This window comes from Pseudoalteromonas sp. AOP31-A2-14, assembly GCF_052378035.1.
Classification (GTDB): domain Bacteria; phylum Pseudomonadota; class Gammaproteobacteria; order Enterobacterales; family Alteromonadaceae; genus Pseudoalteromonas.
The window spans coordinates 677295-699142 of record NZ_JBQSXI010000002.1; the positions used below are offsets into that span (position 1 = coordinate 677295).

The window sequence follows — 21848 nt, forward strand, 5'->3', positions numbered from 1 at the left end:
TGACTCCTTCCTATTTACCTAAAATATTAGGACAATTAGCAACTAAACAATACTACGCATAAAATTAGGAATGATTCCAAATGTTGCAAAGACGTCTGTACTCACTAATCATTGTGGTGATGCTAACATTAAGTATCACCAGCAATAAAAGTTATGCATGGGGGCAGAATGGTCACCGCATCATTGCTAAAATTGCTGAGCAGCACTTAACACTAAAAACAAAAAAAGCCTTAATCCCCCTACTTGAAAGTGAATCTTTACCACAAATATCAACTTGGCCTGATGAAATGCGATCTGACCCTGCTAATTTTTGGCAAAAGAAATCATCCCGTTGGCATTATATAAACTTTGAGCCTGGCACTTCACCTAGTACCTTCCTTGATTCTTCAGATAACCAACATACTCACACTAAAGACACCGTAAGTAATATTTTACAAGGCATGCAATACGCAATTGCAACACTAAAAAAAGCGGATAGCAGTGCTGATGAAAAGCGTTTCGCATTGCGATTTTTAGTGCATTTAGTCGGTGATAGTCATCAACCATTTCATGCCGGACGAGGCGAAGACCGCGGTGGTAATAGAATTGAGATCAATTACTTCGGTGAAAAATCCAATCTGCATAGCCTGTGGGACACTAAAATAATAGAAAGTAAAAACCTATCATATACAGAATTTGCAGATTTTATAAATACAGATAACGCCAGCTTAATAGCAGAGTACCTTAAAAGCACACCACAAGGCTGGCTGATCGAATCGCATCATATAGCTGAATCAATCTATAAAAAAAATGTAACAGACATAGATTACAATTATGTCTATACCAATTTACCAATAATAAAAACTCGCCTACAACAAGGTGGAATTAGACTCGCTGGTTTATTAAATATGTTATTTGATGAGTCAGCACAACCGTTAGTCAGTGCACTAAAGATGCAAACTAACAACAAAGTAATAAACTAAACAACCATAAACACGGGAAACAATATAATGAATAAGCTTCGTCTTTCGAAATTAACTGGGGCAGTTATTCTAGCCTTAGGTGTTTCAACAAGCGTAATGGCTGCTGATACCTCGTCTGCAATGCGTGGTAAAATTACGACACCTTCCGGTGCAAACGCTGCCAACGTAAAAATTAAAGTAATCCACCAACCTACAGGCACAGTAAGTGAATTAACCACGAATGAAAGTGGTACTTTTATTGCTAACGGTTTACGTGTTGGTGGCCCTTATACTGTGTTAATTGATTCTGACACTCATAATGATGCTATGGTTGAGAATATTTACCTAGAACTGGGTGACACTTATCGTTTACAAGAGCAACTCGGCTCGTTAGCGATGGAAAAAATTGAAGTCTCTGGTTATAAAATAGTACAACAGTCAGGTGGTTCTAGCAGTGTATTTGGTGAAGACACTATCAGCAATATGCCTAGCTTTAATCGTGATATTAAAGATATTGCTCGCTTAAACCCATTGGCGAGTATTAATGGTAGCGGCGAATTGACATTTGCTGGTAACAACCCACGTACAAACAGCTTAACGGTTGATGGCATTGGTCAAAATGACGATTTTGGTCTTAACTATGGTGGTTACCCAACAGCTCAACCGCCAGTGGCACTTGATGCAATAGAGCAAATCTCTGTTGATGTTTCACCTTTCTCAGCATCTAAAGGTAACTTTGGTGGTGGTACAATTAACGCAGTAACCAAGTCTGGTACCAATGATTTTAAATTTTCAGGCTTTTATGAAATTTCAACACCTGATATGGCAGGCGACGTAGATAGTATTTCACAAGTTTACGCTGATGGTAGCCCTGTTCTTGATGAAGATGGACACAGAACATACAGTGTTTCGCAAGTTGAACCTATCCAATCTGAAGAGCGTTTTGGCTTTAATGTTGGCGGTCCACTAATAGAAGATAAGCTATTTTATTTTGTTAATTACAATAGCTGGAAAAGTGAGCTTGATTTAGATTATGGTTTTGAAGGCTCAGGTGCTGCAAATGAATACAATGTTTCACAAGCGCAATATAGTGCATTTTTATCAACACTTGATTCAGTTTATGGTATGCAAGATTCGCTTGGTGGCGACCCTGAAGATACCAATGAAACATTACTTGTAAAACTTAGCTGGAATGTGAATGACGCTCACCGCTTAGACTTTACATACCAATGGCAAGATGACCAAGATGAGAAAAACTTTGGCACTGGCGGCGATACAGTTTTACTGGCTTCTAACCGTTACACTTACGCAACTAAGTTCAATAACTTTTCTACTAAGTTATATTCAGACTGGAATGAGAACTTTTCAAGTGAAATTGGTATCGCCTATAAAGACGTTACATCGAGCAGTGTAACTAACTCTTCTATTGGTAGCTGAATCGCCCCGAGTTCATCGGAGACCAGTTTGTTTAAGTCAGGCCACTTTACCTGACTCGTTTAAATTATCATAGTAGTCTGTTTCATATTGAGCTGGTGAAATATACCCAATTGAAGATAATAAGCGTTGATTATTAAACCAATTGACCCACTCTAACGTTGCGTATTCAACAGCATCAACATTCTTCCACGGACCATTTCTGCGAATAATCTCTGTTTTAAATAATCCATTTATTGTTTCAGCCAATGCATTGTCATAAGAGTCACCCACACTGCCTACAGACGCTTGAATTCCAGCTTCAGCAAGTCGCTCAGTGTATCGTATAGACAAATATTGGCTGCCTCTGTCGCTGTGGTGAATTAACCCTTCGGGGTTGCCACGATGCCAAATAGCTTGCTCTAACGCATCAAGAATAAGCTCTGTGTGCATTGTCGTTGATACACGCCAACCTACAATGTATCGTGAAAAAACATCTATCACGAAAGCGACATAAACAAACCCACTCCATGTGGCAACATAGGTGATGTCAGCTACCCAAAGTTGATTTGGCTGCTCAGCAGTAAATTGACGATTAACTAAATCAAGTGGCTTATCTTGTTGCTCGTCAGGTATCGTTGTCTTATGTGCTTTACCCCGACGAACACCTTGAATTCCCATAACTCGCATCAATCGTTCGACTGTACAGCGGGCGACTTGATGGTCGTCAAGCTGTAGCTGCTTCCATATTTTTCTTGCACCATAAACTGACATATTATCCTCCCACACTTCGCGAATGAGTATTATCAGCTCAGCATCACGCTTTTTGCGGTTAGACAGTCGCTCAGGCTCTCTTTGTATCTGTTTATGAGAATAATACGTTGATGGTGCAATCGGCAATTCCTTGCAAATTGACTCGACACCGTAATGCTCTCTACAAGCATCAATAAAATCCACTATTACTTCTGTTTGCGGTCGAGCTCCGCTTGGGCGAAAAAAGCGGCAGCTTGCCTCAGGATATCATTCGTTCGCTTGAGCTCTTTATTCTCGCGCTCTAAGACGGCAAGGCGTTCTTCAGTTGATTGCGTATTAGAAGAGGGTTTAGACGGTTGAGCTTGAGATTTCTTGACCCATGCTCTAAGTGTTTCTGGGGTACATCCCAGTTTATCTGAAATCGATACTAGCGCAGCCCAAAGAGAAGGGTATTCATGCTGTTGTGTGGTAACAAGCCTAATTGCACGTTCACGAAATTCTGATGTATAGCGATTTGATTTTTTCATAGTTCCAGTTTCTCAAGTTATTGAGTCTCTGGCAAACACGGGGCGATTCAGTTTCGAATATGATTTTGATTCAGAGCTTTTAGGTAATGGTTTTAAATGGCAAGCAGAGATTGCTTACCATAAAAAAGAAAATGAAGCGGTATGGCACAATACAGCCATTACCCCAGTTGGCACAACGGCTGATGGTGAGCGTGTAATTAACGAAAGTATTTACACTGGTGATTTGCAAGATAACTTTGATATTGCAATGACTAACTCATCTGAAGATGGTCGTTCAGTAATCTTCTCAACTGCGCTTGCTAAAGAATGGGATAACGGTCTGTATATATCTACAAGCTATGCACACCAAGACATCACAGAAGCTTCATCAGGTTCATCTTCACAAGCACAAAGTAACTACCTTTACAACGTGACTAAAAATCGTAATGAAGATTTAGCACAACGTGGGTCTTATGAAGTTGAACATAGCTTTAAAATAAACGTCAGTTACCACACTGAGTTCTTTGCGGGCTACAACACTAAATTTGATGTTTATTTTGAGCGTCGTTCAGGCCGTCCGTTTAGCTATACAATGGGTATGCATAACGATGGTGACCTAGGTGATACTCGTGACTTTCATTCAAGCTCTGCATACTTAGCGTACATCCCTACAGGTGCTGATGATCCAAATGTAAATTGGGCTGAATCAGATATGTCTTGGGCTGAACTTGAAACATTACTTAACCGCGCAGGAATCTCTGAGCGCGGTGAAATTCTCGATCGTAATACTGGGACTCAGCCTTGGGTTACCACCATGGATATTAGCGTTAAACAAGAAATTCCTGGGTTTGCTAAAGGTCACAGTGGTGAAGTTTATTTCATGATTGATAACTTTGCTAACTTACTTAATAGTGATTGGGGTGTTGAAAAGCGTCTTGGCTATACAGAGCAAGCCCTTTATGATTTCACAGGCTTAGATGATGAAGGTCGTTATTTAATCGAAGCTAAGTACAACGGCTCTGACGTTCGTAACTATAGCGAAATTGATACTGCAGCATCTGCTTGGCAAGCTAAAATTGGTGTTAGCTACAGATTCTAAAGCTAATATAATGCTACCTATACTAAAAACCCGTTTTTAAACGGGTTTTTTTATAGCTGTAATTCCATTTTTCATTATATTGTCACAATTAATTATTAAAATTTCGCATAGTTCAATTAAAACTCGATAAATAAGTATTTTGTTCTAAACTATTTTTATTACAAAATTATATACATTGTAATTTTTTTGTAATGAAAAGACAGGTATAATTAACTTGTTTGGATAATCCAAATTAATACTAAAAAAACATAATACCTTACACGGGAAAAACATAATGAAAATTCAATTGCGCAAAACAACCCTTTCACTTGCTATTGCAGCTTGTGTTGGCGCTAGTGGTGCTGCTTTTGCAAATGAAACTGCATCATCTGTAAAAGGTCAAATCACAGGACCTAGTGGCAACCCTGCTACAGGCACCGAAATTACTATTATTCACTTACCATCAGGTTCAACGAAAACAACAACAGTAAATGAACAAGGTAACTTTTCTTCAAAAGGTTTACGCGTTGGTGGTCCTTATAAAATCATTGTAGACTCTGACAAGTACGAAGATACTCAACTTAATGATGTTTATCTAACACTTGGTCAAACCTACCCTGTAACTGTTGCACTTAGCGCACAGCAAATGGAGCAGATTGTAGTAAGTGGGGCTCCAATAAGTTCTCAATCAGGTAGCACAGGCCCTGCTTCTCACTTCACATTAGAAGATCTAGAAAGCAAGCCAGCTATAAATCGTGATATTAAAGATATTATCCGTGCCGACCCACGTATTTATATTGATGAAACCAATGCAGGTGCAATTAACTGTGGTGGTGGTAACCCGCGCTTTAACAGCTTAACTGTTGACGGTATGCGTATGAACGATAACTTCGGTTTGAATTCAAGCGGTTACCCAACAGAAAGAATGCCATTCTCTTTCGATTCTATTGCGCAAGTAGCGGTTGAACTTGCCCCATTTGACGTGCAATACGGCGGCTTTACTTCTTGTAACATTAACGCTGTAACCAAATCTGGCACAAATGAAATCACCGGTGGATTTTTCTACGACTATACAAATGACTCAATGTCTGGTGATTCAATTGAAGGCGCAAAACAAGACTTAGGTAATTACTCTGAAAAACGCTATGGCTTTAACGTAGGCCTACCGCTAATTGAAGATAAATTATTCTTATTCACTTCATATGAAAAGCTTGAAGGCGCAGAGATATTTAACTATACCCCTTTTGCGAATGGTCGTATTGATCAAGCAACTATTGACCAAGTGACGCAAATTGCGATTAATAATTACAACTATGACCCTGGTACTATGGTGCCAAGCATGCCAGTTGAAGATGAAAAAATCTTAGTGAAATTAGATTGGAACATCAATGAAGATCACCGTGCAAGTTTTGTTTATAATTATAATGATGGCTTTAGCCTATCTCAATCAGATGCCGACTCAAATGAGATTGCACTATCGAATCATTTTTATGAGCGTGGCGCTGAACTACAATCTTATGTGGCATCAGTTTATTCAGATTGGACAGATGACTTTTCAACTGAAGTACGAGTAGGTTATTCAAAATTAGATAACCGCCAAAACTCACTTGATACAGCATCAGGTTTTGGTGAGTTCAGAGTAGACACAGGTGACATTGATATTTATATGGGTCCAGATGACTCTCGCCAAGCAAACGTTCTTAATTATGATAATTTATCGCTAAAACTAGCGGGTACTTACTATCTAGAGGATCACGAAATATCATTTGGATATGAACGTGAAGAACTCGATGTTTTCAATTTATTTGTACAACATACTGAAGGTGAATACCGCTTTAGCTCAATTGAAGACTTTGAAAACGGGATTGCCAAAGTTTACTATGGTAATGCTGCCAGCCAAAACCCTAATGACGCTGCGGGCGAGTTCTCTTATGCATTAAATACCTTATATGCTCAAGACAAATATGAGTTAATCGACTACGATATTACGATCACCGCAGGTCTTCGTTACGATTGGTATACAAGTGATGATACTCCTACCTATAATCAAAATTTTGAAGACCGTTATCTTTATTCAAATAGTCAAAACCTTGATGGTGTAGATTTACTACAACCACGTTTAGGCATTAACTGGATTTACAACGATCAACTAGAATTACGCGGTGGTATCGGCTTATATTCAGGCGGTAACCCAAATGTATGGATATCAAACAGCTATTCAAATGATGGTGTACGTAACATCCAAGTAGACCAAAGTGACCTGCAAATCCTTGGCCCTGATGCTGTAGCCTTTAATGGCACAGGTCAGCCTGGATATGATATTCCACAAGATTTATTTGATGCTGTTGGTCAAGGTGGTGCAGATGCCGACGTAAATGTAACTGATCCTGACTTTGAAATTCCATCAGAATGGAAATTTTCTTTAGGTGGTACTTACATCACCGAAACAGATTATGTGTTTAATATTGATTACCTTTACACTGATAAGCAAGATTCAGCGATATTTAAAAATATTTCATATGATCAAACAGGTACTGCACCGGATGGACGTCCTATTTATAATGGAGGATCGGACTTCTTATTAACCAATGTTGAAGGTGATGATGCTTACTCGCACGTACTTTCTCTAGCAATGAATAAATCTTTTGATAACGGCATAGATTTAGCTCTGTCATATGCATACACAGTGTCAAAAGATGTTAGCCCAATGACCAGCTCGGTGGCATTTTCTAACTATCATTACGTTGCAGTATCTGACTCAGAAAACCCAGGTGTTGCTACATCAAATTACGAAATTCCACACCGTTTCACTATGTCACTAGGGTATAGCCATGAACTATTTGATGGTTATGAAACTAAGTTCAATTTATTTGGCCAAGCACAACAAACATCACCTTATTCTTACGGGTTTGATAATAGCACCTATGATCTGGGTTATAATGACGCTTCTCGACAGCTACTATATGTACCAACATTAGATGACTCAAAAGTAGTATATGGTGCTGATTTTGATCAAGCAGCCTTTAATGAATGGGTTGAAAGTGAAGGTCTAACACGCGGTAAAATTAACAGCCGTAACAGTATTGATGGTGACTGGTGGGTTACGTTTGACTTTAAAGTTGAGCAGGAGTTTATGGGCTTTGGCGATGGCCAAAAAGGCTCAGCTTACTTTGTTATCAAAAACATCGGTAACATGTTGAATGACGACTGGGGCGTTCTTAAAAGCGGTAGTTCATTACAAAGTGCCGTAACGACAGAAATTGTTAATGGTCAATATGTTTATACCAACTTTAATGACCCTGTAGGCGCAAGCGTAGATGTTAAGCCATCACTTTGGGAAATGCGTGTTGGTGTTAAATACACATTCTAATTTGCTAATCTAATTTAACAAATTTAAATAACTTTAAAGCCCATCATGTTGATGGGCTTTTTGTTTTACTCGTTTAATTTACCATTTAACTTATCTAAGCAACTAAGCAGTGTCTGATACTCAGTTTGATTTAAAACCGCTAGGATATGTTTCTCCCATTCTAGAGCCGCAGGCGCTAACTGCTGATACAAACTCATACCTTGTTCACTTAACTTTAATAGACTTGCTCGCTTGTCATTAGGGTCAACTAAACTAACTATATAGTGCTTTTCAATAAGGGCTTTAATTGCTCGTGATACTGTAGATTTATCCATCGCCGCTTGTTCGCACAGTGCCTTAGCATTACTTTGGCCAAATTGCGCTAAATTAAATAAAATTCGCCACTGTGGAATAGTTAAATTACTTTGCCGTTGATACACAGGTGCAAACTCTTCACTCATTTTGCTGGCTAACTTTGCCAACCTATAAGGTAAAAAAGTGTCTAAATCGAGTGCCATCTAATTGTTTATCCTTTTAATTTACAACGTAACCTTACTTGTCCATAAATATGTACAGTAAGTAAAAGTAGGATGTTTGAACTTACTCTCACTTGAGAGTATCTTACAGTAAAACACAAAGGAGTCGAGTGATGACCAGTGAATTAAAATACATGACCGGGTTTGGCAATGAGTTTGAAACCGAAGCACTACCTGGTGCATTACCTATCGGCCAATTCAGTCCGCAAAAAGTGAAATACGAGTTATACACAGAGCAATTTAGTACCACTGCTTTTACTGCGCCGCGGTCAGATAACCGTCGCTCGTGGATGTATCGTATTCGCCCGTCCGTTGTACAAGGAGATTATAGCCCTATTGATAACGGTTTAATTCGCACCGCACCAATCACTGAAATACCTACGCCACCAGCGATGCTTCGTTGGAACCCGGTAGATATTCCTACCGCACCAACAGACTTTATTGATGGTTTAGTGACGATAGCTGCCAATGGTAATGCAAATGGTCAAACTGGTATTGGTATTCACGTATATGTAGCTAACAAATCAATGAGCGAGCGTTATTTTTATAACGCCGATGGCGAAATGTTATTCGTGCCACAACTAGGCGAGTTATTAATTAAAACCGAATGCGGCAATCTCACGATTAAAGCGGGTGAAATTGCGGTGATCCCACGCGGCCTTAAATTTCAGGTGATATTGCTTACCAAGAACACCAGAGGGTATATTTGTGAAAACTATGGCCATAATTTTGTACTGCCTGAACGCGGCCCTGTCGGTGCTAACGGCTACGCTAACGACCGTGACTTTCAATACCCTGTAGCTGCTTTTGAAGATAAACAAGGTAAGTTTGAACTAGTTACTAAATTTAACGGTAATATGTTTCGTTGTGATATTAGCCACTCCCCGCTTGATGTAGTCGCTTGGACAGGCAATAGCGCGCCCTATAAGTATAACTTATCCCGCTTTAATGTAATGAATACCGTAAGCTTTGATCACCCTGATCCATCTATTTTTACCGTATTGACTTCCCCGTCGAGTACAGAAGGTGTCGCTAATATTGATTTTGTTATTTTCCCACCGCGCTGGATGGTGGCTGACAACACCTTCCGCCCACCTTATTATCATCGCAATGTTATGAGTGAGTTTATGGGCTTAATTAAAGGGGTGTACGACGCCAAAGAACACGGCTTTGTACCTGGCGGTATGAGCTTGCATAATTGTATGTCCCCACATGGACCTGAGGCTGATGTATTTGAAAAAGCCTCAAATGCAGAACTTCAGCCACAACGGTATGACAACACCTTAGCCTTTATGTTTGAGTCTCGTTATATTATTTCACCAACTAAATACGCCCTAGAAGGCAAAGAGCGCCAACCTAACTACACCGATTGCTGGCGCACTATTAAAAAACATTTTACTGAGGATTTAACATGAAGCTTTATACTTATTTTCGCTCATCAGCCGCTTACCGCGTTCGTATCGCACTTAATTTAAAAGCTATTGAGCATGAGTTAATCACAGTAAACTTATTAAAATCAGAGCATCAGAGTGAGCAGTACTTAACTAAGAATCTACATGGTTTATTGCCTACTATCGAAACAGAGCAAGGTATGCTAGCCCAATCAATGGCTATCTTAGAATATCTTGAAGAGGCGTACCCAGATACACCATTACTAGTTGGAAGCGCATGGCAAAAGGCACACATTCGTAGCTTTTGTCATGCCATTGCTTGTGATATCCACCCGGTTGATAACCTGCGAGTACTAAAGTATTTAAGTAATGAGCTCGCTGTTGGTGATGAAGCTAAAAATACGTGGTATCGCCATTGGGTTGAACTGGGGTTCGAAAAGCTAGAACAACAAATTGATGCAAAGAACACTTATTGTTTTGGTGATACAATAACCCTTGCTGATGTTTGTTTAGCGCCACAAGTATTTAACGCTTATCGTTTTAAGGTTGATATGACAGCTTACCCTAAAATAGCAGCCATCTATGAACGTTGTAATAAATTAGCTGCATTTAGTGATGCCGCACCACAAAACCAGCCAGATGCGACATAATTTATTAACGACCCAGTGCGCTGTGCAGTACACTGATATGTTCAATTAAATCTAAGCCCAGATCAGTTAAATAGCCGCCATCTGGGCTATCTATAATGCCTTTATCGAATAACCTCTGTGCAGCATTTTTTAAACTTTCATCAGCATCTGCGTGCAACTTAATACCTTGCATTTTACCGCTACGAGGAAATTTAGCTAACAGTGTAAATTCGTCAATCATAGTTTGCTTAAATTGCATGTGTTCACCTTGCTTTTAGAAAAACTTTAAAAATTATTTATTTTGTTAATTTTTTACCAAATCAGTCTAAAGCCCAAAACAACTGATTTTAATACATTTAATTGCAATTGAGCCTAGTATTTTTTGGTTACTCGGGTATAAGCTTAGTGTAGTTATTTTTTAATGCAAAGGCTTAACATGCGGAATTTAATAATTTTAGGCGTTTGTTTTTCAGGCTTAATTTACTCATCTAATAGTTTTAGCAATAATCAAAGATCCACTCTCTATTCAGATGCCAGTAACAAGCTTACTAACTAGAACGTTTGTTGGTATGAAGATAAGCGTTACAGTCAAGACGCGATTATTTTAATGGCAGATGCACAAATTATTTGTAGTGCAAAAAATCTTAATCATAATAAAAGTGAGCTAAGTTGGCCTATGTTAAGCGAGCAAGGTGAGATTATTTACCCAAAGGCGGCCAAAACTATTCGGGTTAACTGATTGGTATCAATATCTAGTTAGGCTACAATAACGACGTCTTTTATAACGTTACAGTGAATTATGAACCAGCAACCAAACAACCCGTTACATGGGGTAAAACTTGAAACCATTTTAGTTGAACTTGAACATAAGCTTGGCTGGACAACAATGGGAAAAGAAGTCGACATTCGCTGTTTCACTCACGACCCGAGCGTAAAGTCGAGCCTTAAGTTTCTGCGTAAAACCCCCTGGGCTCGCGATAAAGTAGAGCAGCTTTACTTAAATACGTTTCATACCGACCCAGAACCAAATGGCTTTGTTTGGCCTAGTATAAAAAAGTAGTTAGCTGCAGTTTGCCTGCTAAAATTTAGATTACTTCAGCACTAACTACATTAAGCGATGCTGGTACGATTTCAATTATCAGCTTTTCAGTTTCTCTTGTCTCGCCATCAAGTACATATTTAATAGGCTCCTCGGCGGTTATCTCGACTTTTTTAGCGTTGGTGTGATGTGAGTTTATCGCTAAATGTGTTTGCGTCATGCTGCTAAAGACAAGCTCAGCAATACTTAATGGATTAGTTGAGGCGTCTTTCCCTGGCGTTAACCAATTTACATCAAGTAAACCATCATTATGATCTGGCTGTCCGCCGCCTTGCGCTAATAAGGTGGTAAACGGGGCTGCATTAGCAACGATCAGGCTATTTGTATGAATTTCTTGAGGCTCAGCATCATCAAGTTTGACCATAAAACTTCGCGCTTTTCTCTCACCTAATGCCTGCCAAAACCCTTGCAAATAAGCAAATTGACCAGAAGTATTTTTAGCCTCTCGATCAGCTTTTTCAATCATTTGTTGCTCAAAGCCTATGCCCGCTAATAATAACATCAAATCGTCATTACAATACGCAGTATCAATGCGATTAGATTGTCCATCAATAATTAATTCACAAGCTTGCTCAACTGGAATAATTTTAGAGCTAAGACCCATTAAAACATGTGCCAATGCATTGGCGGTACCAAATGGGATGATACCCAATTTGCAGTTGGTGTTTACCACTACACTTGCCACCTCAGCAACCGTGCCGTCACCACCACAAGCAATGATCATATCAGGGTTTTCTTTCATCGCTTCTTTAGCAAGCGCAATCCCACTGCGCTCAGGCGTTGTGAGCATCACTTTTAGATTATAATAAGCCGATAAGCGCGCGATAATTAAATGTTCTTTTTGTTCCCACATTCTAGTCCCAGACACTGGGTTGACAATTAAGTAAGCCTTATTTTTAATCAATAACTCGCCCTTTTTATGGCGTCTTAATAAGTGCCCTAATTGACGCTTATTTAAGTTTGCAGTTTCACGGGTTTCTTTTATTTGTGCTAATACTTGGTGTGCATCTGCATCTTTATTTTTGCTTAACAAATAAGCAGCCATTACAAACACCGAGCGACCTCGCCCAAGCGCACAATGCACAATAACCCGGCGATCTTTTTTTACATGATGATCAATCCAGTTAATTGCTTGATTTAACTGAGATCGAGTAGGTACGCTGTGATCTAATACCGGAATATTCAAGTAATTAATATTCTCTTGAGTAGATGTCCATTCAAGTCCATCAAACTCACAGGTTACATCTAGAATAGCGGTGATCCCTTCTTCTTTAATTGTTTCTATATCTGATGGGAATAATCGACAGGCTAAAAATAAATGTTCGTTAATTTGTTGCAATGGCGGCACTTTGTCATGCTTACGCGACCAAGCATTATAAAGTTGCGCCCCTAATAAAAAAGGCACAAATGCCCAGCGTATATAAAAAGGAATAACTCCATTTTCACGTTTGCGAAAAATTTTCGCGATATCAAAAATGTATGCACCGCCCACAAGAGTTAACGATAAAGCAGTCCAATAAAAAAATAAGGAAAAATGAATTGATTGCACCTGTAAACCCGCAATCAAAAGTAAAAAAGCAAAGCTTAAATAGCTTACCGCAGCCCACATAGCCACTCCTTGTTATAATTTATTCGATTCAAACACAGTTTTATTAGCTTTAAGTATAGCTATTGCAATAAATACACCAATCATTATAAGCGTAGAAAACAACTAAAAAACTGTTTTTTAATAAAAATTAAAATAAAAATACCCTCTATGAAATAAATTTTAAGTCGTTGGGAGTTATTTACACTTATATATAGCAATTTTACCTAGTTTATCAAAGTTACAACTAATTACTTTTTATAATAACTAAATTAGTCACTTGCTAAGTAGTATAAAACTGCTAATCTTTTCACGGAAAAGAATTATTTATGCAAAGGTTTTCCATAATTTACTTACTTTATTTGCATCCAAATTAAGCCCTCGCACGTTTATTAACTAAGAAGAAAAAAGGAACTCTATGGACACTGATGAATTATTGCCTTTGCTAAGCGCGACAGCACAAGGCGACAAACGCGCTTTTGCGAAGCTATATGAGACAACCAGCGGTAAGTTATTTGCCATTAGTTTGAAAATGCTTACCAACAGAGCTCACGCTGAAGAAGCTTTGCAGGACGCATTTGTTAAAATATGGCATAACGCATCGGAGTATCAAGTTAATAAAGGCACCGTTATTTCATGGATGATCAGTATTGTTCGCTATCGTAGTTTAGACTCCTTACGTTATCATAAAGTACGCAAAGAGCAGTCTTTAGATGACGACGATCATGCGTATTCAGATACTCACGAATCACCTTTAGATATTGATTACGAAGATAAAAGCAAACTCGTAGATTGCATAGAGCAACTAGATGAACAGCAAAAACAAGCGATCCACTTAGCTTATTATAAAGGACTTACCCATAATGAGTTAGTTGATCATATTGAAACCCCGCTTGGCACAGTAAAAAGCTGGATCAGACGAGGCCTTCAACAGTTGCAGAGGTGCTTAGCATTATGAATTATGATAATCAACAACTTATCGATATGCTGGCCGCAGAGTATGTATTGGGGACTCTTAAAGGCTCAGCTAGAAAACGTTTTCAGCGCTTAATGCTTTCATCTACCCGTGTTCGCGAAGCAACTTGGGTATGGGAACAGCATTTAAATAATCTTGCCCGTTCGATTAAATCGGTACCACCTGACAACCACGTTTGGGATACTATTTCTCGTCGTATAAGCCATCAAGCAATACATGAACCGAATGTTATTACACCTAAAGCAAGTATTTGGCGAGTGTGGTCATTAATTGCAACAGCAGCCAGCATTATATTGGCCTTAATTATTTGGCAACCACAAGCCCCTATACAAGAGGCCAGTGGTCCTATAGCCCTATTTAAAGACGAAACTGAACAATCCTTATGGTTTATTAATGTTGATGAAAAGCAACTAACGGTGCGTGCTACTCAACAGCTAGTTGCTCGTAACGATAAGGATTATCAGCTCTGGATGATTTTAAAGGGCCAAGAGACGCCTATATCATTAGGTATTTTACCTAAAGATGGAGTTATTGAACTTAATAAGCACAGTCGTTTTAACGCACAAAGTATCGCATTGCTTGCGGTTAGTTTAGAGCCATTAGGTGGTTCACCCAATGGGTTACCTACCGAAGTACTTTACACCACAGAGCTGGTTATTCTATAAACCTAATAAAAAAGCCAATAATAATTTTGGCTTTTTTTATCCTAAATTCGGATAATAAGTGCAATTTCTCAGATTAGATGGCCAGCTGTTATAATTCGGCCATTTTCTCGCCAAAGGAAATTGCTTTAATGAAATATAAACAGCTGACACAAGAAGAAAGATACCAGATTTACGCGTTAATAAAAGCAGGAAATAACCAAAAGCAGATAGCTGAAGAACTAACTCGTTCACCGTCATCTATTTCTAGAGAGCTAAAACGCAATAAAGGACTTAAAGGCTATCGGCCTAACCAAGCCAATAACTTTGCTGAACAAAGACGTAAGTCATCTTTCAAAGCAAGTAAGTTAACAGAGGACGTCACTCACTGGATTAATAAATTGTTGCATGACGGACTTTCCCCTGAGCAAGTGGCAGGCCGCTTAGCTTTAGAGAAACAGGTCGTTTTACATCATGAAACAATTTATCAATATATTTACAGAGACAAGGCTCGTGGTGGCAAGCTACATAAGACACTCACTCGTGCATGTAAAAAGTATAAAAAACGCTATGGAAGCTATGATAAACGTGGACAGATAGTTAATCGAGTCAGCATTGATGAACGCCCAAGTATTGTGGATTCAAAGTCTAGGATTGGTGATTGGGAGGGCGATACAGTGATAGGTAAAGGGCGTAAAAATGCGCTTGTCACAATGGTTGAACGTAAAACGTTATATACAGTCGTTCACAGAATTGAAAGCAAGCATGCGAAAATAACAGCCGATGCGCTGATCACGTGTATGACACCATATAAAGGTAAGGTTATTACCGTGACGTTAGATAATGGAAAAGAGTTTGCTCACCATGAGCATGTTGCACAAAAATTAGAAGCTGATGTGTATTTCGCTCATCCCTATTCATCATGGGAGCGGGGCATAAATGAGAATACCAACGGCTTACTTAGACGCTTCTTCCCCAAGGGAACTGACTTTATGGCGCTAAGTGAAGCAGAGATACAGGCGGCAGTTGATAAGCTCAACCATCGGCCAAGAAAAACAAGAGGGTATAAAACCCCTCATGAATTATTTACGGGGCAATCAGAAGTTCTGGTGGCTGCATAATGATTGCACTTAATACTTGAATTCAAGTATTTAACAAAATCAAAGGGAAAAATTAATATAAGTAAGGGCTACAAATTAATTTACTTTTTTATTATTTTTTTTGCATCCAATTAACATGTTAAGGCGTATTTAATAGTGACTTCAATCAAAACTAAAGGACCAAGTCATGAAAGCTCTAACTCCGTCAATATTAGCAGTTATAGTATGCAGTACCTTTGTTAGTGTTCCTAGTGTGGCATCAAGCCATCGTGAAGCACCAAATATTAGCCGCTTTCCAACTCTAGACTCTACCGACTTTTATGCATTTAATAGTTACGAAGAAGGCCGTGGTGATTATGTCACACTAATAGCCAACTACATTCCACTTCAAGGTGGTTATGGTGGACCTAATTACTTTGCAATGGACCCAGATGCAACTTATAGCATTCACATCGACAATGATGGGGACGCCGTTGAAGATATTACTTTTGCGTTTAACTTTAAAAGTATGCTGCCTAACGACAACGAAGGCGTAGCCTTAACCGTTGGACCTGAAGATAATCAACGTACTGTTGCTGTACCACTAAAAAATATCGGTGGCGTTGCTGCAGGTGATGACTCAGCGGTCAACTTTAGCGAATCATATACTATGAGTATGATCACCGGGCCTATGCGCACAGGTAATAAAGCCGCGCTTACAAATAGCACTACAAGTACTAACGACTTTGGTAAACCACTTGACTATATCGGTGATAAAACATTTAGTTCAATGCAAGGATACAAAAGCTACGCAGACCAATTTGTTTACAATGTTAGTATTCCAGGCTGTGAAGGAATGGCAAAAGTGTTTGTTGGTCAACGTAAAGACCCATTTGTAGTAAACCTTGGAAAAACCTTTGATTTAGTAAATTATGTACCTGTTGAAGGCGATAGTGCCCCAGGTGCTGGTGATGGAGGTGGTTTTCCAGGGGGCATTACACAAGACTCTGAAAATGATGATCTAGCTGATAAAAACGTAACTGCGATAGCAGTTGAAGTACCTAAAACCTGTGTAACAGGTGAAGGGAATGGCACTATTGGTACATGGACAACAGCAAGTCTTCCACAGGCTCGTATTTTAAACCCAAATGCTAAGTTTGCTAAAAATGCGGTTAATGGTGGAGCGCTTACCCAAGTATCGCGTTTAGGTAATCCACTAGTAAATGAATTAGTTATCGGCTTAAAAGATAAAGATACCTTTTCAAGCTCACACCCTAAAGATGATGGTCAATTTATTGATTACGTAACTCATCCTTCACTTCCTGAATTATTAAATATTTTATTTAAAGATGCAGTGAATTCGACACTAGGTGCAAACATTGAAACACTAGCGCCCACTAACTTCCCACGTAATGACTTAGTTACTGCGTTTTTAACGGGATTCGAAGGAGTAAACCAATTAGCGACAGTAACGGGTGCTGAAATGCTACGTTTAAACACTGGTATTGCCGCTAAATCGCAGTCTGAGCAATCAGCATTTGGTGTTGCTGGTGATGACTTAGCTGGTTTCCCAAATGGTCGTCGTCCTGGTGATGACGTAGTTGATATTGCCCTGCGTGTAGTGATGGGTCGTTTATGTTATCCAGTGCCAGTAAATGGAACTGATACAGACCTTGGTCTATGTACTACTGATGACGCAAGCGTTGGTAATGTACCATTTACAGATGGCGCCCCTATTGATGCAAGCATGATGGATGTTAGCTTTCCATATCTTGCAACACCACTTGCAGGGTCTAAATAAGGAGCATAACAATGCGTAATTTTAAATTATCACATTATGCCATTCTCCTTGCAGCATTAGCATTAACAGCTTGTAGCGATGATGACAAAAAAAATGCAACACCAACAGCAACTGATGCAATGGTAACCACCCAAACAGAAGTCGCTATTACTGACATGCTTGACGGCTCTGATCCCGATGGCGATGACCTTACTTACTCACTCGCAACTGAGCCAATGTTAGGTATGGTTGTTGTTAACACTGACGGTAGTTATACCTACACGCCTAATGCAGAAGCAACAGGCACAGACAGCTTTAAGTTTGCAGTAAGTGATGGTGTAAACCCCCAAGTAACCGCCATGGTTAATATCACAATCGAAGCACTTCAAGTTGACTTTGCTGAATTTGGGCGCGCTGCATTTAATCAGCAAGCAACCGATGAACCATTGAGTATCAATGGTCGAGCATTTACTAACACCGATAACACAGGTGACTTTGATGGTTTGCTGAACGGTAATTAGGACTTAACTAATTCTTATATTTTAGGATATTAGCTTAGTGGGCCATGGATGGCTTTTTAAAAAGGATCTCACTAAATGTATTATAAATGTCTTTATTTTAGCAGTTTATTACTTTGTCATTCAGTATTAGCTGCCCCTACGACCCCGAAAGATAACGATATTATCGCCACATCAATGAATATACAAACAGCCCAGTTATCTGTTTCAGAACTTCATCAACTCGTAATAGCAAGCCAATATGTAGGTCAAACAGAAGTTCGCCAAGGCTTATTAAAAAACCAACTAAAAAAACTTTTTTCGCAATCTCCTTCGCCTCAAACTGGCTATCTTTACGCGCGAGTACTACAACGTGAGCACCAATTTGATGAAGCGCTAAGAATTACTGAGTCTGTACTTAATATGGATGATAGCCATATTAATACCCGCCTTTTACGAGCCAATATCTTAATGGTTAAAGGTGAATTTAACAAAGCAAAAAAACAGTGCTTAACACTTTTAGGAATAGCCGCAACAGAAATCGTGACCATCTGCACAACAGATGTGCTCAGCCAAAATGGTCAACTTGCACAAAGCTATCAAAGCCTAAAAAACAGTATTCCAATCAGTAAGCAAACATTAAATAGCCAACACCTGCTGGCAGAAATGGCTTTTAGGCTTAACAAGCCAAGCCAAGCACTATCACATATAAATAACGTTGAGTTAAATCAAGCCCCTGTTAGTTTGGTTGTTTTATGGGCTGATATTCAATTAGCTTTAGGCGCTGAGCAACTTATTTTAAGCACCCTCCCCAAATTAACGAACGATCCACTGAATTTAGAAGATGCGTTATTACTACGTTTAGCCATAGCGGAGAAAAATATTACCGATAAAAACGAATGGCAACAACGTATGTCCAAGCGTGTTGAACTTAGAGAATTACGCCAAGATACTTTCCACGCCAGCGACTTAGCTTTATATTATTTAAGTATTGATAAACAAACAGAAAAAGCACTTTATTGGGCAAACATAAACTGGCAACAAGCTAAACTCGATGCCGACAAACAACTACTAAGCCAAGCTAAAGAGGCATCACTATGAAAATACTCAAAGCCCTTATTGGCTGCAGCTTATTTTTTTGCTCCTTTGCCCAAGCCCACCAGCTAAGCACTGCTTACCTTACTTTAAATAGTTCAGATCAACAGCAATTCAATGGGGCATGGCAAGTTCCCGTTACTGACTTAGAACAAACGATAGCATTTGATTTAAATCAAGATGGGCAAATAGCATGGTACGAAATCAAAGCCAAAGGCATTGCAATTAACGAATATATACAAAGCCATATTAGCGCAGATATAAGCGGTGAAAGCTGCCCTTTAAAAAGCAGTAAAGCTATACAACTTGATAGCCACTTCAACCAACCTTATTTAGTGCTACCCATAAGCATAGATTGCCCAAATGAAGGCGCGCTGAGTCTTAATTACACCGTACTTTTTGACGTTGATGCTAATCATAAAGTTATTGTTACAGTGGATGATCAAACCCGCGTAATAAGTGCCACAAAAACCCAGCAAGTTTTTGATTTTACAACCTCAAGCTACCTTGAAACCTTTAACCAATATGTTTATCAAGGAGTTCTGCACATTTGGCTAGGTCTTGATCATATTTTATTTTTAATTGCCTTATTACTAACGTGTGTATTAATGCGTAAAAACAAAAAGTGGCAGGGTATTGATTCTAAAGTAGCTATTTTCAAACACACAGCATGGATTATCACCGCTTTTACCCTTGCCCACTCCATCACCTTAACAGCAACTGCAATGGATTTAGTTTCACCTAATAGCCGTTGGGTAGAGTTGGGTATTGCTATCTCGGTGTTGTTTGCAGCGCTTAATAATATTTGGCCGCTGATTGTACGTCTAGGCTGGGTAACCTTTGCCTTTGGTTTATTGCATGGTATGGGTTTTGCGAGCGTACTCGGCGAACTGGGTTTATCAAGTGATTACCAATTACTCAGTGTATTAGCGTTTAATTTAGGAGTGGAAATAGGCCAGCTGGCTATTTTAGTTGCTGCTCTGCCAATACTTATCCTAGCAAGAAACCATAACTGGTATCAAAAATGGGTGATGCCAGCGGGTTCAATAGTTATCGCGCTTATAGCAATAAAGTGGTCTATAGAGCGCATTTGATAGTTAAATATAGGTTACTCAAACGGCGTTAGTAGCGCTTCCATTGCTGGACGAAGTGCTATTAACAATGTTTTTTTATCAATATTAGAGTTAAGTATTTTTCGTAATACCAACCCTCCCATTAATGCAAACATCACTTCTATACGGCTGTTAATTTCAGCCGTATTTGCAGCTTTTATTGAGCTGCGCTCACCGATGAGTAAACTGCGCATTTTTTCTCGTGCATGCGTATCAGATTCACGCAGTAAAATTGCTACCTTTTCATTGCGAGCAGCTTCAGCTAGCATTTCTAAGTCAAGTCTTCCTTGATTCATATCAGTATGGCGCTCAACACCATGATCTAAACCATCTAATAACACAGACACTAAATCACCGGGCTGACTTTCAAACTGCTGAAAGATTGAAAACATTTCTTCCATATCACGTTCAATGATCGATTCAATAATTGCTTCTTTACTGGCAAAGTAATTATAAATATGACCCGCGCTCATACCTGCCGTTTTTGATATTTCTGCCATACCAGCCCCATGATAGCCTTTGCGTTTAAAGCAATTAGCAGCAGCACAAAGCACTTGTTCTCGTCGTGCTTGTGCTAACGTGGGATCTGTTTGTCTTTTAGCTTTTTCTGTCATATTTTCTTCATGTTTTTTCAAGGTAATCTCGAAAAGCGTAGCGCTTAACTTAATGTTTTATAAACATTAAGTTATCACTAGGGGCTGTTGATCTTTGTAGTACATATATCAATCAGCCCACATTGGTAGCCACATCATAGTAAATGCTAAAGCGAGCATTGAATGATAATTTCGTTCAAGCTTTTCATACCGCGTGGCTATCCCTCTATATTGCTTAATACGGCCAAATGCATTCTCAACCAAGTGCCGATATTTGTACATGCACCAGTCAATATCTTCATTGCCTACTAAACTGTTGCCCTTACGTGGAATAACGGGTGTAGCGTTATTATCACGAACAAACGCTCTCAGTTTTTCACTGTCGTAGCCTTTATCTGCGACAACCATATTACTTGTTGGGCAATTAGCTACGAGTGACTCTGCATGGACGATATCATGCGTATTCCCACAGGATAATTCATAATAAACAGGCAACCCTCCGCTATCGACTGCAAGATGAATTTTCGTAGAATTTCCACCTCGGCTCTTTCCAATTGATTCATTGTCAGCAGTTCTTGCACCGCAACTATGTTGATGAGCCCTGACAATACTGCCATCAATGAAGACCCAATCCATGTCCGCATCACGAGATAATGCGCGAAACAGTTCATTCAAAATCCCTTTTTTGGACCATAAATTAAACCGTCTGTAGATAGCACTCCAACGGCCAAAATCAGAAGGTAAATCTCGCCATGGAATACCTGTGCGCATCTTATACAGTATGCCTTCGAGCGT

Annotated in this window: 18 protein-coding genes, 3 pseudogenes and 1 other annotated feature; of the genes and pseudogenes, 15 read left to right on the plus strand and 6 right to left on the minus strand. The window is 39.2% G+C overall.

The window, feature by feature from the left end; all coding sequences use genetic code 11:
* Positions 1-80: 80 nt before the first annotated feature.
* A complete protein-coding gene (locus ACT3S9_RS18965) occupies positions 81-962 on the plus strand; it encodes a S1/P1 nuclease (protein WP_441835938.1) in 882 nt (293 codons plus the stop codon).
* 27 nt (positions 963-989) lie between these two features.
* Positions 990-2375, plus strand: a pseudogene (locus ACT3S9_RS18970) (carboxypeptidase regulatory-like domain-containing protein); the annotation flags it as partial.
* A 39-nt stretch (positions 2376-2414) separates the two neighbouring features.
* Here ACT3S9_RS18970 and ACT3S9_RS18975 read toward each other — a convergent pair.
* Positions 2415-3634 (minus strand): IS3 family transposase gene (locus ACT3S9_RS18975; protein WP_223230517.1). Its coding sequence is split into 2 segments (ribosomal slippage): positions 2415-3346 and positions 3346-3634, totalling 1221 coding nucleotides; the frame shifts between segments, so codons are not numbered across the junction.
* Positions 3240-3356 (minus strand) — a sequence feature (AL1L pseudoknot). It overlaps the preceding gene by 117 nt.
* Before the next feature lie 43 nt (positions 3635-3677).
* Here ACT3S9_RS18975 and ACT3S9_RS18980 point away from each other — a divergent pair.
* Together ACT3S9_RS18980 and ACT3S9_RS18985 are read left to right on the plus strand one after the other, a co-directional pair.
* A pseudogene (locus tag ACT3S9_RS18980) lies at positions 3678-4712 on the plus strand (TonB-dependent receptor); the annotation flags it as partial.
* 274 nt (positions 4713-4986) lie between these two features.
* Positions 4987-8061: a TonB-dependent receptor gene (locus ACT3S9_RS18985; RefSeq protein ID WP_441834873.1), complete on the plus strand. Its 3075-nt coding sequence runs from the start codon at positions 4987-4989 to the stop codon at positions 8059-8061.
* A 65-nt stretch (positions 8062-8126) separates the two neighbouring features.
* On the opposite strand, the gene ACT3S9_RS18990 is transcribed toward ACT3S9_RS18985, so the two are convergent.
* On the minus strand, positions 8127-8558 hold the full coding sequence (locus ACT3S9_RS18990; RefSeq protein ID WP_441834872.1) for a MarR family winged helix-turn-helix transcriptional regulator: 432 nt from the start codon (positions 8556-8558) through the stop codon (positions 8127-8129).
* Positions 8559-8689: 131 nt separating this feature from the next.
* Here ACT3S9_RS18990 and hmgA point away from each other — a divergent pair, with 131 nt between their 5' ends.
* Together hmgA and maiA are read left to right on the plus strand one after the other, a co-directional pair.
* The gene (gene hmgA, locus ACT3S9_RS18995; protein ID WP_441834871.1) at positions 8690-9991 is read left to right on the plus strand and encodes a homogentisate 1,2-dioxygenase; all 1302 of its coding nucleotides are present in this window, start codon (positions 8690-8692) and stop codon (positions 9989-9991) included.
* Positions 9988-10617 (plus strand): maleylacetoacetate isomerase, encoded by a 630-nt coding sequence (gene maiA, locus ACT3S9_RS19000; RefSeq protein WP_441834870.1) that lies wholly within the window; start codon positions 9988-9990, stop codon positions 10615-10617. Before hmgA ends, maiA begins: the two co-directional genes overlap by 4 nt.
* A 4-nt stretch (positions 10618-10621) precedes the next feature.
* On the opposite strand, the gene ACT3S9_RS19005 is transcribed toward maiA, so the two are convergent.
* On the minus strand, positions 10622-10855 hold the full coding sequence (locus tag ACT3S9_RS19005) for a TIGR02647 family protein (protein WP_441834869.1): 234 nt from the start codon (positions 10853-10855) through the stop codon (positions 10622-10624).
* Positions 10856-11167: 312 nt separating this feature from the next.
* On the opposite strand from ACT3S9_RS19005, the pseudogene ACT3S9_RS19010 reads away from it, so the two are divergent.
* Both ACT3S9_RS19010 and ACT3S9_RS19015 read left to right on the plus strand, forming a co-directional pair.
* Positions 11168-11335: pseudogene (locus tag ACT3S9_RS19010) on the plus strand (DUF1496 domain-containing protein); the annotation flags it as partial.
* Positions 11336-11395: 60 nt separating this feature from the next.
* Positions 11396-11656 (plus strand): VF530 family DNA-binding protein, encoded by a 261-nt coding sequence (locus ACT3S9_RS19015; RefSeq protein WP_441834868.1) that lies wholly within the window; start codon positions 11396-11398, stop codon positions 11654-11656.
* A 25-nt stretch (positions 11657-11681) separates the two neighbouring features.
* Here ACT3S9_RS19015 and ACT3S9_RS19020 read toward each other — a convergent pair whose 3' ends face one another.
* The gene (locus ACT3S9_RS19020; protein WP_441834867.1) at positions 11682-13304 is read right to left on the minus strand and encodes a diacylglycerol kinase family protein; all 1623 of its coding nucleotides are present in this window, start codon (positions 13302-13304) and stop codon (positions 11682-11684) included.
* A 394-nt stretch (positions 13305-13698) separates the two neighbouring features.
* Between ACT3S9_RS19020 and ACT3S9_RS19025 the strand changes: the two genes are divergently transcribed.
* The 7 genes from ACT3S9_RS19025 (at position 13699) to ACT3S9_RS19055 (ending at position 20442) form a co-directional block, all read left to right on the plus strand.
* A complete protein-coding gene (locus ACT3S9_RS19025; RefSeq protein ID WP_441834866.1) occupies positions 13699-14238 on the plus strand; it encodes a sigma-70 family RNA polymerase sigma factor in 540 nt (179 codons plus the stop codon).
* On the plus strand, positions 14235-14921 hold the full coding sequence (locus ACT3S9_RS19030; protein ID WP_441834865.1) for an anti-sigma factor: 687 nt from the start codon (positions 14235-14237) through the stop codon (positions 14919-14921). The genes ACT3S9_RS19025 and ACT3S9_RS19030 overlap by 4 nt, the downstream gene beginning before the upstream one ends.
* Positions 14922-15049: 128 nt before the next feature.
* Positions 15050-16018 (plus strand): IS30 family transposase, encoded by a 969-nt coding sequence (locus ACT3S9_RS19035; RefSeq protein ID WP_086959932.1) that lies wholly within the window; start codon positions 15050-15052, stop codon positions 16016-16018.
* A gap of 166 nt (positions 16019-16184) precedes the next feature.
* On the plus strand, positions 16185-17777 hold the full coding sequence (locus ACT3S9_RS19040; protein ID WP_441834864.1) for a DUF4331 domain-containing protein: 1593 nt from the start codon (positions 16185-16187) through the stop codon (positions 17775-17777).
* An 11-nt stretch (positions 17778-17788) separates the two neighbouring features.
* Positions 17789-18277 carry an Ig-like domain-containing protein gene (locus tag ACT3S9_RS19045; protein WP_441834863.1) on the plus strand — a complete coding sequence of 163 codons (489 nt, stop codon included), beginning with the start codon at positions 17789-17791 and terminating at the stop codon, positions 18275-18277.
* 75 nt (positions 18278-18352) lie between these two features.
* Entirely contained in the window at positions 18353-19354 is a 1002-nt protein-coding gene (locus ACT3S9_RS19050; RefSeq protein ID WP_441834862.1) for a tetratricopeptide repeat protein, read from the plus strand.
* On the plus strand, positions 19351-20442 hold the full coding sequence (locus ACT3S9_RS19055; RefSeq protein ID WP_441834861.1) for a HupE/UreJ family protein: 1092 nt from the start codon (positions 19351-19353) through the stop codon (positions 20440-20442). Before ACT3S9_RS19050 ends, ACT3S9_RS19055 begins: the two co-directional genes overlap by 4 nt.
* A gap of 14 nt (positions 20443-20456) precedes the next feature.
* Here the strand turns inward: ACT3S9_RS19055 and ACT3S9_RS19060 are convergent, their stop codons facing one another.
* Positions 20457-21074, minus strand: coding sequence for a TetR/AcrR family transcriptional regulator (locus tag ACT3S9_RS19060; protein ID WP_441834860.1), 618 nt, complete (start codon positions 21072-21074; stop codon positions 20457-20459).
* Positions 21075-21182: 108 nt separating this feature from the next.
* Positions 21183-21848 (minus strand): IS5 family transposase (locus ACT3S9_RS19065; protein WP_444751152.1); only part of this gene is annotated, 666 nt, incomplete at its 5' end.